Here is a 14,429-nt window from a genome sequence, read left to right as displayed (position 1 = left end):
ATTGTACATTATAGCGGGTTTTAACATAGCTTGACAATAAAAACTTGTATTTAACAATAAAAAAGCGCCAAGTCGCGATTGACTTGGTGCAAAATAATTATTCCGTACTTTGAATAATCATGGGAAGAATTACTGGACGGCGTTCTGTTTTTTCAAACAAGAAGTCTTGTAAACCGTCGATAATGACTTCACGAATTTGGTTTTCTGTAACTTTAGCATTTGCATTAAACGTATTCACAATCATTCGAAAAACGCGGCGCTGGGCTTCGCTAATCAGTTCACCAGATTCACGCATATAAACAAAGCCACGTGAAAGAATATCGGGTCCAGCAAGAATATTTTTCTCACCAAGGTTAATGGTTGCAACCACAACGACTAAGCCTTCTTCGGAGAGCATTTTCCGATCACGTAAAACGACATTTCCGATATCGCCAATCCCGTTGCCATCAACGTAAACATCTTCGGCACTAAAATGACCTGCAACGCGTGCTGAATCCGAAGTTAATGCTAAGACATCACCGTTTTCGAGAATGAAACAATTATCTGGTTCGACACCACATTGTTGAGCCAATTCGGTATGAATTTTTTGCATCCGGTATTCACCATGACAAGGCATAAAATATTTTGGCTTCATTAAGCGGAGCATTAATTTTTGTTCTTCTTGACCACCGTGACCAGAAGTGTGAATGTTATTCACTTTACCATGAATCACTTCAGCACCAGCTTCTGAAAGCTTATTAATCACGTGATTGACACTCATTGTGTTCCCAGGAATCGGGTTGCTTGAGAAGACCACAGTGTCACCAGGTTGAATAGAAATCTGGCGATGAGTTCCATTTGCAATGCGACTTAAAGCTGCCATAGGTTCGCCTTGGGAACCGGTACAGAGAATCATCACTTTATCAGCTGGTAACGAATTTAACTCATTCGCATCGACTAAGGCTTCATCAGGAATGTTTAAATAACCAAGCTCTCGACCATTAACCACGGCAGCTTCCATACTTCGGCCAAAGACAGCAATTTTGCGGCCATTAGCAATCGCAGCATCCGCAGCCTGTGAGACCCGTGAAATATTTGAAGCAAATGTTGCAAAGATGATCCGTCCTTCAATCCGTTCCATGATATGACGAATTGACGTACCAACAAATCGTTCCGACTTAGTAAAGTTAGGAACTTCTGCGTTAGTACTATCAGACATCAAACACAAGACGCCTTCCTCACCTAAGCGCGCCATTCTTTGAAGATTAGGTGAAGGTTGATTGCCAACCGGGGTCAAATCAAATTTAAAATCACCAGTTTCGACGATGACACCTTGTGGAGTATGCACTGCCACGCCTAAGGTGTCAGGAATTGAGTGCGTGGTACGAAAGAAATCAACACTTGTTTTGCGGAATTTAAGGACGGTATCTTCGTTTAATTCATGTAGTTCAGTTGACCGCAAAAGGCCGTGTTCTTCTAATTTACCGCGAATAAGGGCTAGTGCTAGTGGACCAGCATAAACGGGTACATTCGGTACTTGCTGTAAGAAGTAAGGTAGGCCACCAATATGGTCTTCATGCCCATGAGTAATGACAAGGGCTTTAATCTTTTGTTGGTTCTTCTGAAGATATTGGTAGTCTGAAATAACATAATCGATCCCTAAAAGTTCATCTTCTGGGAATTTAATCCCAGCATCAATGACAATAATTTCATCTTGAAATTGAACACCATACATATTTTTACCGATTTCACCAAGTCCCCCTACAGCGAAAACGGCGGTTTCATTATTTTTAATATCGAGTTTCATTTAATTAAAACTCCGTTAACTTAAAATCTTCTGATTCTTCTTCAAAAGCGAGATGCTTACCAGATAATTCTTGTACAAATTCAATATTGTAGGGAGTATTGTCTTCAACAAGTTGGCGCGCTGCAACAGCGCTGTCTGCTTCTAAATAGATTGATTTGGTTGCCTCGCGACGAGGACTTTGGTTTTTGTCTGCTTGGAAAAGTACTTTATAAATCAATTGTAAAACTCCTTTATTATTCAGCGTAATTTTAAACGCAAGATTAACCGTCCAGGGGTTGATTACTCAACATTTAAGAATATTTTAGCATAACTTTTCATTAAAGTATACATTGAGCAACGTGCTCTAAATAGCGTGATTGCTCTGATTCGGTTATAATTATCTTAATCAGACATCAACAAAGAGGAGGATTGCTATGATTATTTGGTTATCGGCTGTTACTGGGATTGCGTTAGCGTTTTTTTTAATTTGGATGATTAGTCGATTACGGCGTCAAAAAGCGATGCGTATTTTACAGCACAGTAGCCAAGCAATTGCGGATGAAATCGTAACTGTCGCTTATCAAAAATTGCAAGTGAACCAGCCGGATTTTTATGCACCGCAAGCCAAACTGATTTCAAACTTACCAACTGAAGTTTGGGGCAACAACGTGATGGTCTTTGAATATCAAGTTCCGATCCGCCAAACGTCTGAAGCCTTGAAGACTGTCGCAGCTGCTATTGAAAAGCAACTTAATGCGGTGGCATATGAGCGAAGGATTGCTTCTGTTAGTCCCCGCTATCCGGCTTTATTGGTAACGGATGTGTGGTTTTTGGAGGAACGATTACATTTTGATGTTGCTTTTATTGTTAATCGCGAAACAATCGAGTATGTTAAAGATATGGCACAAGTCGAAATTTAAATTTGAAGTTATAAGGAGTTTGCACCTATGAAACTAATGTGGCGCTATACGATCCGCTATAAGAAATTATTATTTTGGAACTTTATCTGTGTATTTGGTTTTATTTTAATCGAATTAGGCTTACCAACTTTACTGGGTCAAATTATTGACAAGGGAATCAATCAACATATCTTTGGACCAGTGTGGCAATTTGGTCTGTTAATGGTCGGAATTTGTTTAATTGGGCTCATTGGATTGATTGGTTTAGCATACACTGGGAGCCGATTAACGACCAATATTGTGCGAGATATGCGCAATGATATCTTTAAACAAATCATGCAATTTTCACATAGTGAATATGGCGAGTTTGGTGTGTCTTCGTTAATTACGCGGACCACCAATGATGCGTTTCAAGTGATGCAATTTATGACACAAGTTTTGCGGACTGGCTTTATGACGCCGATGATGATTGTGGCAAGTGCGTTTATGATCGTACGTACCAGTCAATCATTATCATGGATTGTCTTTGCAGCGATTCCAATTTTACTAGCCGGAGTAGTGCTAATTGGGCGCATTTCAGAACCCATGTCAGCAGAGCAACAACGTAATTTAGATGCGATTAACTTAAATCTTCGTGAGAATTTAACCGGGATTCGTGTGATTCGAGCGTTTGTCCGTGAACAATTTCAAAAATTACGTTTTAGAAAAGTTAATGATGATTATAGTCAAAGCTCAGTACGGCTGTTTACACTGGTTGCTTTAGCCCAACCTGGTTTTTCATTTATTTTTAACATTGTGTTTGTTTTAATCATTTGGCAAGGGGCCGTTCAGATTGATACTGGTAATTTAGCTGTCGGGACGTTAATTGCTTTTATTGAATATATATTTCATGTACTATTTTCATTCATGCTATTTGCTAGTGTTTTTATGATGTACCCACGGGCTGCCGTTTCGGCTAATCGAATTGAAAAAATTCTAAATGCACCAATTAATATTTCAGAAAAAGAAGATAGCGTGACGATCACTGAAACCCAAGGGGAATTAGTGTTTGATAACGTTTCATTTGCCTATCCTGGGCCGACTGAAAGTCCGGTAATTCGGGATGTCTCCTTTCAGGCTCATCCTGGTGAAACCGTGGCCTTCATTGGCAGTACCGGGAGTGGCAAATCGACTTTAATTCAATTAATTCCACGCTTTTTTGATGTAACGCGTGGTGCGATTAAGCTTGATGGATATGATGTCCGCGACTACCAGCTCAAAGCATTGCGACAAAAAATCGGTTTTATTCCACAAAAAGCAGTCTTGTTTACGGGCACAATTGCCGAAAATTTGCGATATGGTAATCCCAATGCGACCGATGCAGAATTATGGGCAGCTTTAAAGATTGCCCAGGCAGACACTTTCGTGGCTGAAAAACCAGATGGCCTACAAACTTATTTAGCGGAAGGCGGGAGTAATTTATCTGGGGGACAAAAACAACGGTTAGCGATTGCCAGAGCGATTGTACGGCGTCCTGCACTTTACATCTTTGATGATAGTTTTTCGGCATTGGATTATAAAACGGATGCTACCTTGCGAAGTGCGTTAAAACCAATTACCAAAGCGGTAACCGTCTTAATTGTAGCTCAGCGCGTAGGGACGATTCGGAGTGCTGATCGAATAGTGGTCTTGAATGAAGGACAAGTTGTCGGAATTGGCACGCACCAGACATTATTAAAAGATAACGAGATTTATCGGGCGATTGCGGCATCACAGTTATCACAGGAGGAACTCGATGAAAAATATTAGGGAACTTAAGCGTCTAATGCGTTACATTGGGCCATATCAAGTGACGTTTTGGCTTGCGATTGTCGCAACTGTTATTTCAGTACTCGCTAATGCCTTGTGGCCAGTGATTATGGGGCTTGCTGTAACTGAAATTAGTCGTAATTTAGCACAACATGTTGCCATTAATTTTAGTTACATTACCAAAGTAATTGCGATGATTCTTAGTTTTGCATTACTCTATCAAGTAACCATGTTTTTAGGCTCGTTTTGGATGACCCGAGCGGTTCAGCGTGCGATGCGGGATCTACGGCGGGATATTGATTTGCAAATTAATGCGCTACCAGTCCGTTTTTTTGATGCGCAACAACAAGGTAATATTTTGTCGCGTGTTACAAATGATGTGGACGCAATTACCAATGCTTTGCAGCAGAGCCTAATCCAAGTCGTTACCTCCATTTTGGGGATTATTACGGCCGTGATTATGATGGTGACTATTAATATTTGGATGGCGTTATTATCACTGATTATGATTCCAACATCTTTGTTAATCTCAAGACACGTGATTCAAAAATCGCAGCCGTATTTTCGAGGTCAACAAAACACATTGGGTGAAATGAACGGGTTTGTACAAGAACACTATGGTGGTTTCAGTGTTTTGAAACTTTACGGGCAAGAAGAACGGGCGATTGACGATTTTGCCAAAATTACTGATCGACTCACCGAATTTGGGTTTAAGGCCGCTTTTGTTTCAGGATTAATGATGCCACTAGTTGGGTTGACGACTAATATGACCTATGCGGCAATGGCGACGTTGGGTGGTTATTATGTTTTACATGGTGTAATTTCAGTTGGTAATTTACAAGCTTTTATTCAATATATTTGGCAAGTGAACCAGCCAATTTCACAAATTACACAGTTATCTGGAGTGATTCAATCCGCCGCTGCTGCAACTGGCCGAGTTTTCGAAATTCTCGACGAACCAGTTGAAGTTACTGATCAGGAAACGGCTGTTCTGCCTCAAAAAGTCCAAGGAAAAGTCGAATTTAATGATGTTAGTTTTAGTTATAATCCGGACAAGCCACTGATTCGGCATTTAAGTTTCACTGCTAATCCAGGTGATAAAATTGCGATTGTTGGTCCGACTGGTGCAGGGAAGACTACTATGATTAATTTATTGATGCGTTTTTATGATGTTACCTCAGGGACAATTCGTATTGACGGTGTTGATACGAAGCAATTAAGTAAGCAACAAGTTCGTAGGCAATTTGGGATGGTACTTCAGGATGCTTGGCTATATCACGCTTCAATTACCGATAATATTCGATTCGGTAAGTTAGATGCGACGGAATATGAGGTGGTTGATGCCGCCAAAACTGCCAATGTTGATCATTTCATTCATACTTTACCCAATGGCTACCAAATGGTTATTGATGAAGAGGCAAGTAATGTTTCGCTTGGGCAAAAGCAACTACTCACGATTGCCCGGGCGGTGATTGCCAACCCCAACGTTTTGATTCTGGATGAGGCCACTAGCTCAGTTGATACGCGATTGGAAGGCTTATTGCAAAAAGCAATGGAAAAAGTCATGCAAGGCCGAACCAGCTTTGTGATTGCACATCGGCTATCAACGATTCGTGATGCGGATTTGATTTTAGTGATGGATCAAGGACAGATTGTAGAACAAGGCACGCACGATTCACTATTAGCAGCTAGCGGGGTCTATGCTAATTTATATAATAGTCAATTTGCTGTAACTCAAACAGCGAGTCAAACATAAAAAGGTTGCCATCTCTTCATGAGATGGCAACCTTTTTATGAATTTAGCTGGAGCAACCCGAATTTAAACCCAAGGCGCGTTACTATTCAATAATTAACAGATCATCAGGTGCTGCAAATGGGTCTTGTTTATTAATGTGATCAAAAAATAAGATTCCATTTAAATGATCAATTTCGTGTTGACATACGATTGCAGGGTAGTTCTTTAAACGAATTTTGTGGGTGGTTCCCTCTAAATCTTGATAGCGAAGCGTGATACGATCAGGACGTGGCACAAACCCTGGGACTTCGCGATCAACTGATAAGCAGCCTTCGCCTTCAGCAAGCGCGGCATTTTGAACAGAATGGCTAATAATCTTTGGGTTGATAATTACATCTTTAAAGATGGGCCCATCAGGTCCGGGGACCAAGACGGCCGACATTTGTTTAGAAACATCAACTTGTGGGGCGGCTAAACCGACGCCTGCGCGTAAATGATATTTTTCAGCAAGTTCAGGATTTTGGCTATTTTCTAGAAATGCCATCATATCTGCAGCTAATTGACGTTCTTTATCTGATAATGGAAAAGTGAGCGGTGCAGCAACTTCTCTAAGCGTTGGGTTACCCTCGCGGATAATATCTTTCATTAATATCACAATTAAGACCTCCGATTAATTCATCACAGTTTATTCTAGCACAAATCATAAAAAAACGGAATGAACCGCTTGACCTCTTACTGTGAAACCGGTACTATAGAGTTATAGATATATCGCTTTTCCGTTAGGTGAGGCTCCTATATGAACAAACGCTGCTACTCAGAAACATCGAGAGATGCCAATTGAGTCAACTGAAACTGCCAATGAAGGCTTTTTCTAACGTAGCTGAACATGTTTTCTACGTCATATAGTGCTAAAACTGAACGATTGGGAACGCCATGATGAATGGATGACGCTCAATTGTTGTGCGTCTTTTTTTATGTGTGGAAGCGATAAACTAAATTTAAACAATTGAAAGTCTGGTGAGTAAAATGATAAACACAGCTGAAGGACCTGTAAATAGTAGCGATGATGATCATTCGAGGTGGTCTGTCATTTTACTGCCAGCAATTAGCTAGCGGTATACGACGACTTCCTTTAGAGGAAGGAGTGTCGAAGACGATGCAAAAAAAATTAAGAAAAGACATTAATTTCAACGAGACTATCAGTAGTGGGATGTTAATGCGCTTACTAGGAACGCGGCCAAGTGGCTTAACGTCATTGGAAGCTGCTAAAAGATTAACCGTATTAGATAATTCACAGGTATACGTCAGCGTTATGCGAGACGGTTTTTTACGGATAGTTGGGGCTGATCAAATTGTTTCCGGTGACATCTTGGTCTTAGCGGCGAGTGAAGTAACACCTGTAGCAGTTGCAACGATCGACAAAGCTGTAAATTTAATTGAAGCCAATCAAGTGGTGACTGAAGCGACTCATGGCGTTGTATTAGACGCATCTCCAAACAAAACGCAAGCGCCCAAAATTAAAATCAGAAATACTTTCATGGTGGCCCTGATAGCACTTGTTTTATTTAGTACAGTCTTAGCCGTTAATCAATTTGTATTCATGGGTTTGGCAGCCTTGGTTGTTGGGACAATATTTTTGACAATGATTAAATTAGTGAATCTTGGAAATCTTAAAGTTGTCATTAATGCTGCCAATTGGCACGGCAGCCAAGTGTCAAGATCAGGTGGGCAACAAGTTAAGCCAGTAATTAGAGTTGTGCGTAAGCTCTTAGTACATGCTGGTAATGCTGAGATACCCCAACCGGTTTTGGCATAGAACTATCTTAATTTAAATAACATTTAGAGTCTGCTGATGCAGACTCTTTTTTTACGTATTTTCAGCGCTATTATATAACAGATCTATCGATTGTGATATAACAGTGTTGAAATTAATTTTTTGGTGAATTATTAATGGGATCGATACAACGAAAATCAGGAAGCATAATGTTGATTAATAAAATGTGTAAAACGCTTGCATTTTATAATGTGAAATGCTAAATTAATCTTGTAAAGATGCATAATTAATACAGATATACATCGATATTAAAACAGTTTTCGAAAGAGGAGATATGGATACTATGGCCAATCATAAAGCTGCGGTTAATTTTGAAAAACTATTGAGTGACGAAAGTAAAGATTTTAAAACCATTCAAATTTTAGATGCGGCTGGACAAGTCACTCAGCCGGAATTGATGCCCAATCTTAGTGATGATCAATTAGTTGAATTGATGCAACAAATGGTTTGGTCGCGCGTGCTTGATCAACGAGCAACTGCTTTAAACCGCCAAGGTCGGTTAGGATTTTATGCACCAACCGCAGGACAAGAAGCGAGTCAATTAGCAAGTAATTTTGCAATGACTAAAGACGACTTTTTATTCCCTGGATACCGGGATGTGCCACAATTAGTGCAACATGGACTACCGTTGTCACAGGCATTTCTATGGTCCCGTGGTCATATTGATGGTAATAAGTATCCCGAATCTTTGAAAGCTATGCCACCACAAATCATTATTGGTGCACAATATATTCAAGCCATGGGCGTTGCAGTCGGGATGAAGAAACGCCAATCAGCTAATGCTGTTTACGTTTATACCGGTGATGGTGGGACTTCGCAGGGGGATTTCTATGAAGGCTTGAACTTTGCGGGCGCTTTTAAAGCACCAGCCATTTTCGTTGTTCAAAATAACGGCTTTGCCATTTCGGTCCCACGCGAAAAGCAAACAGCTGCTGTCACATTGGCTCAAAAAGGGGTTGCAGCTGGAATCCCTGCCATTCAAGTTGATGGAATGGACCCACTAGCAGTTTATGAAGTAATGAAAGAAGCGCGTGCTTTTACAACTGCCGGCAACGGACCTGTTTTAATTGAAACGTTAACCTATCGTTACGGACCACACACGTTATCAGGAGATGATCCAACCCGTTATCGGACTAAAGAAACGGACGACATTTGGTTGAAACGTGATCCACTGGTTAGAATGCGCCGTTTCTTGACCGATAAGGGACTTTGGTCACAAGATCAAGAAGATCAATTGATTGAACAAGTTAAAACAGATATTAAAGCAGCAATCAACGAAGCGGATGCTGCGCCTAAACAAAAAGTCACAGATTTCTTGAATGTCACGTTTGAAGATCAACCACAAAACATTAAAGAACAAATCGCAGAATACAGTGCAAAGGAGTCGAATTAAGATGGCACAAAAAACGATGATTCAAGCAATTACAAATGCGCTGGATTTAGAACTTGCAGATGATAAGAATGTCTTGATTTTTGGGGAAGATGTTGGTAAGAATGGTGGCGTCTTCCGGGCCACCGAAGGGCTCCAGACCAAGCATGGTGAAGAGCGCGTTTTCGATACACCGTTGGCTGAATCTGGGATTGGTGGTTTATCCATTGGATTAGCGCTAGAGGGCTTTCGACCAGTCCCAGAAATTCAATTCTTTGGTTTTGTTTTTGAGACGATGGATTCAATTGCTGGTCAGATGTCTCGAACGCGTTATCGGATGGGCAATACCCGTCAGATGCCAATCACAGTTCGGGCTCCATTTGGGGGTGGCGTGCATACTCCAGAAATGCATTCGGATAATTTTGAAGGGATGATTACGCAAATTCCAGGAATTCGGGTAGTTGTGCCAAGTAATCCATATGATGCCAAGGGTTTATTAATTGCTGCGATTCGTTCAAACGATCCTGTTTTATATCTTGAACACATGAAATTATACCGGTCGTTCCGTGAAGAAGTGCCTGATGAATCCTATACAGTACCACTTGACAAAGCGGCTGTGGTTACTGAAGGGACGGATGTTTCAATCATCACTTATGGTGCAATGGTGAGAGAAGCTGTTAAAGCGACCGAAAATCTAGCTAAAGAAAACATTAAAGCTGAAGTAATTGATTTACGGACAATTGCACCATTAGATGTTGAAACAATTGTCGCTTCAGTCGAAAAGACCGGGCGGGTAGTCATTGTTCAAGAAGCACAAAGACAAGCTGGTGTTGGGGCACAAGTTGCTTCTGAAATTTCAGAACGGGCTGTTCTCTCATTAGAAGCCCCAATTGCGCGTGTTTCAGCACCAGATACGCCATTCCCATTTGGACAAGCTGAAGCAACTTGGTTACCAAATGCAACTGATATTGAAAACAAGGTCAAAGAAGTTATTAACTTTTAGTCGATAACGAAAGAAGGGACGTTAGACGTATGGCATATCAATTTAAATTACCAGATATTGGTGAAGGGATTGCAGAAGGCGAAATTCAAAAATGGGCAGTTGCAGAAGGCGACGCCATTCAAGAAGACGATGTTTTACTTGAAGTTCAAAATGACAAATCCGTCGAAGAAATCCCATCACCGGTTAGTGGGAAAGTTGTTAAAATCCTAGTCGGCGAAGGTGAAGTGGCGACTGTCGGCCAAGTATTGGTCGAAATTGATGCTCCAGGTCACAATTCGGCAACAGCAACGGCAACATCTGCTGAACAAGCACCAGTTATGGCGTCAGAATCAACACCAGCTAAAACAACGGCTCCAAGTAGTCAAGCAGTAGTTGCGATTAGTGATCAAAATCGGACGATTTTAGCCATGCCATCCGTTCGACAATTCGCACGTGAAAACGATGTTGATATCAGTCAAGTGCCAGCCACTGGTAAACATGGCCGGATTACTAAAGAAGACGTGCAAAACTTCATGCAAAATGGCGCTGTAACGACAACACCTGCTGTAGAGACAGCAGAACAACCAACAATACCAGCTGCACAACCAGTTGCTGCGACACCATACACCTCAGCTACACCAGAACGGGAAACACGTGAAAAGATGTCACCAACGCGTAAAGCAATTGCCAAAGCAATGGTGACAAGCAAACACACTGCACCACACGTTACTTTGTTCGATGAAGTGGAAGTTTCTAAATTAATGACACATCGTAAGAAATTCAAGGATGTAGCGGCTAAAAAGGACATTAAGTTAACCTTCTTACCATACATCGTTAAAGCTTTGGTGACTGTCTTACGCGACTTCCCAACTTTGAACGCGTCAATTGATGATGCAACCAGCGAAATTATTTATAAACACTATATTAATATCGGGATTGCAACGGATACAGATCATGGCCTTTATGTGCCAAATATCAAGGATGCTCATAGCAAGAGTATTTTTGCCATCGCTAAAGAAATTGGCGAAAATACGCAAAAAGCATTGGATAACAAATTGAAACCAGCTGAAATGAGTGGCGGTTCAATGACGATCAGTAATATCGGCTCAATTGGTGGCGGTTGGTTTACACCGGTTGTCAACTACCCTGAAGTCGCAATCTTAGGGGTTGGCCGAATCGGGACAGAACCAATTGTCAACGCTGATGGTGAGTTGGCTGTTGGGAAAATCTTGAAATTATCACTATCATTTGATCATCGTTTAATTGATGGTGGGACTGCGCAACGTGCGATGAACGAATTAAAAGAATTATTAGCCGATCCAGAGCTATTATTGATGGAAGGATGATTTTAAAATGGTTGTAGGTGATTTTGCAATTGAATTAGATACCGTAGTCATCGGTTCGGGACCTGGGGGCTATGTTGCGGCAATTCGCGCGGCCGAAATGGGTCAAAAAGTAACCGTGATTGAACGTGAAACAATCGGCGGTGTGTGTTTAAACGTTGGCTGTATTCCTTCCAAGGCTTTGATTTCTGCTGGCCATCGATTACAAGCGGCGAAAGATTCATCTGTCTTTGGTGTGACGACTACTGGAGCGACGTTGGATTTTGCGAAGACGCAAGACTGGAAACAACATGAGGTTGTTGAAAAACTAACTGGTGGTATTTCAATGTTGTTCAAAAAACACAAGATTGATGTGTTAGACGGCGCAGCCTTTTTAGTGGACGAACATAGCTTACGCGTGATTAAAGAAGAGAGTGCACAAACGTACAGTTTTAAAAATTTAATCATTGCTACTGGTAGTCGTCCAATTGAAATTAAAGGCTTCAAATTTAATAAACGGGTCATTGATTCAACTGGTGGTTTAAGCTTAACGGAAGTACCAAAAGAATTAGTGGTCATCGGTGGTGGCTATATCGGCTCCGAATTAGCAGGGGCCTATGCCAACTTAGGTGCACATGTGACGATTCTCGAAGGGACGGATTCGATTTTACCTAACTTCGAAAAAGATATGGTGCAATTGGTGACAAAGAATTTTAAGGCAAAAGGCGTCGATGTGATTACTGGCGCTATGGCAAAAGAAGCTGTTGAAACTGATCAAAATGTGACGGTTAAGTATGAAGTCGGCGGCAAAGAAGAACAACTTGTTGCCGATTATGTGATGGTTACTGTTGGTCGTCGGCCAAATACCGACGAAATGGGACTTGAACAAGCCGGTATTAAGATGGCTGATCGTGGTTTGATCGAAGTCGATCAACAAGGCCAAACTAACGTTAAGGGCATCTATGCGATTGGTGATATCGTTGCTGGAGCAGCTTTGGCGCATAAAGCAAGTTATGAAGCTAAAGTGGCGGCAGAAGCTATTGCTGGAAAAAAAGTAACGGTTGATTATCATGCAATGCCGGCCGTTTGTTACACGGATCCTGAATTGGCGACGACAGGGTTAACAGTTACTGAAGCTAAAGCCAACGGGATTGACGCCAAAGGGTTCAAATTTCCATTTGCAGCCAATGGCCGTGCCTTATCATTAGCGGATACCGACGGTTTTGTACGGTTAGTTACGAACGCAGATGATAACACAGTACTTGGTGCTCAAGTTGCTGGGGCTGGTGCGAGTGATTTAATTTCTGAATTGACGTTAGCGGTTGAATCAGGAATGAACGCAGAAGACCTTGCTTTAACCATTCATCCTCATCCGACGTTAAGTGAAGCGATTATGGATGATGCCGAATTAGCATTAGGCTTACCAATTCATATTTAAAAAATAGTTAAAAAAACGACGCACCAGTTGAGTGCGTCGTTTTTTGATACCGCTATTTCTAAAAGGAATCGACAGCCGCTAAAAAAATGCGTTATAATATGGGAGATTAATGGCATCATTTAAATTGAAACTGGTGCAAATTTATGTAAAGTTTAGGAGCGTTTATGCAAACGAACTATAGCTACCCCATAGAACCCGACTGGACGTCCGCTGAAGTTGTCCAAGTCATGCGATTATATAATCTCGTTGAACAAGCTTATGAATTTGGGGCGAAAGTTGCTGATTTACAAGTTGCTTATCGTGATTTCAAAGTGGTCGTTCAAAGTAAGATGCAAGAAAAACAAATTGATAAGGCCTTTTCGGAAGCGTCAGGCTATTCAATCTATCGGTGTATGCAGGCTGCCAAACAAAGTAGTCGGCCCCAAATTAAAATGACGCTTAATTAGTGAAAGTGGATGAAAAAATGGAACAAGAAGCATTGTATCAGTTAAGCCGCTCGCTACAAAAGTGGATTCTTGAATCAGCTGCCTATACCCGCGCACAAATCAAACAGCCACTAACAGTCAACATCAAATCCGGACCTAATGATTTAGTGACTAATGTCGACTGTGCTAATCAAACTTTTTTAGCTGAAAAGATTAAGACGGCTTATCCGAACGCACAATTAGTGGGTGAAGAAGGTGCTGGTGAGGTACCTGATGATTGGCAACAGGGGCTGACTTTTTTTATTGATCCGATTGATGGCACCATGAATTTTGTGAAACAACGGGCGAATTTCGCCATTATGGTTGGTGTTTATGAAGATGGACAGCCACTATTTGGAATTATTTACGATGTGATGGCAGATCAACTATTCTGGGGTGGTACACAACTCGGTGTTTTTGAAAATGAGACGGCCCTCAAAGATGCCATCGATAATCCGTTACAAGAGGGTTTGATTTGTGTAAATACACAGATGATGGTTACTAATGAGTTGCATTTACAAGATATACTCCGTCAATCTTCGGGTGTACGGATATATGGTAGTGCCGGGATTACATTTGCGCACTTAGTCAAAGGACAGGTACTAGCTTATATCTCGAAATTGGCACCATGGGATATTGCTGCAGGTCGTGTTTTGGCCGAGACGTTAGGTTTTCAAGTTTTACAGTTTAACGGTCAACCGGTTTCCATGATGCAAAAAGAAGGGATGATTATCGCGCCAAAGCAAGCAATACATGAAATTATTACGATTATGAATGATTTAAACCCGTAAAAAATAATTAAATTTTCATGAAAAAAGCTTGTGTATTTTCAA

13 protein-coding genes and 1 riboswitch are annotated in these 14,429 nt (G+C 41.2%); of the genes, 10 read left to right on the top strand and 3 right to left on the bottom strand.

Annotated features, from left to right (window positions below; all coding sequences use genetic code 11):
• Positions 1–97: 97 nt before the first annotated feature.
• Positions 98–1,786 carry a ribonuclease J1 gene (gene rnjA / locus FC90_RS03415; protein ID WP_057907910.1) on the bottom strand — a complete coding sequence of 563 codons (1,689 nt, stop codon included), beginning with the start codon at positions 1,784–1,786 and terminating at the stop codon, positions 98–100.
• 4 nt (positions 1,787–1,790) lie between these two features.
• Positions 1,791–2,003, bottom strand: coding sequence for a DNA-directed RNA polymerase subunit epsilon (locus tag FC90_RS03410; RefSeq protein ID WP_057907909.1), 213 nt, complete (start codon positions 2,001–2,003; stop codon positions 1,791–1,793).
• Between the two features lie 196 nt (positions 2,004–2,199).
• Here FC90_RS03410 and FC90_RS03405 point away from each other — a divergent pair, with 196 nt between their 5' ends.
• Genes FC90_RS03405 through FC90_RS03395 form a run of 3 tightly spaced genes read left to right on the top strand, consistent with a single transcriptional unit; the run spans position 2,200 to position 6,208 of the window.
• Positions 2,200–2,685, top strand: a complete 486-nt coding sequence (locus FC90_RS03405; protein ID WP_057907908.1) for a hypothetical protein — start codon at positions 2,200–2,202, stop codon at positions 2,683–2,685.
• A 27-nt stretch (positions 2,686–2,712) separates the two neighbouring features.
• On the top strand, positions 2,713–4,452 hold the full coding sequence (locus FC90_RS03400; protein ID WP_057907907.1) for an ABC transporter ATP-binding protein: 1,740 nt from the start codon (positions 2,713–2,715) through the stop codon (positions 4,450–4,452).
• Positions 4,439–6,208 (top strand): ABC transporter ATP-binding protein, encoded by a 1,770-nt coding sequence (locus FC90_RS03395; RefSeq protein ID WP_057907906.1) that lies wholly within the window; start codon positions 4,439–4,441, stop codon positions 6,206–6,208. The genes FC90_RS03400 and FC90_RS03395 overlap by 14 nt, the downstream gene beginning before the upstream one ends.
• 82 nt (positions 6,209–6,290) lie before the next feature.
• Here the strand turns inward: FC90_RS03395 and def are convergent, their stop codons facing one another.
• Positions 6,291–6,842 (bottom strand): peptide deformylase, encoded by a 552-nt coding sequence (def, locus tag FC90_RS03390; protein ID WP_057907905.1) that lies wholly within the window; start codon positions 6,840–6,842, stop codon positions 6,291–6,293.
• Between the two features lie 113 nt (positions 6,843–6,955).
• Positions 6,956–7,121: riboswitch (M-box (ykoK) riboswitch) on the top strand.
• Positions 7,122–7,343: 222 nt separating this feature from the next.
• Here def and FC90_RS03385 point away from each other — a divergent pair.
• From FC90_RS03385 to FC90_RS03355, 7 genes are all read left to right on the top strand, one after another.
• Positions 7,344–8,003, top strand: a complete 660-nt coding sequence (locus tag FC90_RS03385; protein WP_057907904.1) for a hypothetical protein — start codon at positions 7,344–7,346, stop codon at positions 8,001–8,003.
• Between the two features lie 301 nt (positions 8,004–8,304).
• Positions 8,305–9,414, top strand: coding sequence for a pyruvate dehydrogenase (acetyl-transferring) E1 component subunit alpha (pdhA, locus tag FC90_RS03380; RefSeq protein WP_057907903.1), 1,110 nt, complete (start codon positions 8,305–8,307; stop codon positions 9,412–9,414).
• A 1-nt stretch (position 9,415) separates the two neighbouring features.
• The gene (locus tag FC90_RS03375) at positions 9,416–10,393 is read left to right on the top strand and encodes an alpha-ketoacid dehydrogenase subunit beta (RefSeq protein ID WP_057907902.1); all 978 of its coding nucleotides are present in this window, start codon (positions 9,416–9,418) and stop codon (positions 10,391–10,393) included.
• A gap of 29 nt (positions 10,394–10,422) precedes the next feature.
• Positions 10,423–11,718: a 2-oxo acid dehydrogenase subunit E2 gene (locus FC90_RS03370; protein WP_057907901.1), complete on the top strand. Its 1,296-nt coding sequence runs from the start codon at positions 10,423–10,425 to the stop codon at positions 11,716–11,718.
• A gap of 7 nt (positions 11,719–11,725) precedes the next feature.
• On the top strand, positions 11,726–13,132 hold the full coding sequence (gene lpdA / locus FC90_RS03365) for a dihydrolipoyl dehydrogenase (protein ID WP_057907900.1): 1,407 nt from the start codon (positions 11,726–11,728) through the stop codon (positions 13,130–13,132).
• A 164-nt stretch (positions 13,133–13,296) separates the two neighbouring features.
• Positions 13,297–13,578: a UPF0223 family protein gene (locus FC90_RS03360; RefSeq protein WP_057907899.1), complete on the top strand. Its 282-nt coding sequence runs from the start codon at positions 13,297–13,299 to the stop codon at positions 13,576–13,578.
• A 17-nt stretch (positions 13,579–13,595) separates the two neighbouring features.
• On the top strand, positions 13,596–14,387 hold the full coding sequence (locus tag FC90_RS03355; RefSeq protein WP_057907898.1) for an inositol monophosphatase family protein: 792 nt from the start codon (positions 13,596–13,598) through the stop codon (positions 14,385–14,387).
• The last annotated feature ends 42 nt before the right edge of the window (positions 14,388–14,429 follow it).

Origin of the sequence: Latilactobacillus graminis DSM 20719 (assembly GCF_001436415.1) — a bacterium.
Taxonomy (GTDB): Bacteria; Bacillota; Bacilli; order Lactobacillales; family Lactobacillaceae; genus Latilactobacillus; species Latilactobacillus graminis.
The sequence above is the reverse complement of the archived record's forward strand: the minus strand, read 5'-3'. Positions and strand labels throughout refer to the sequence as shown.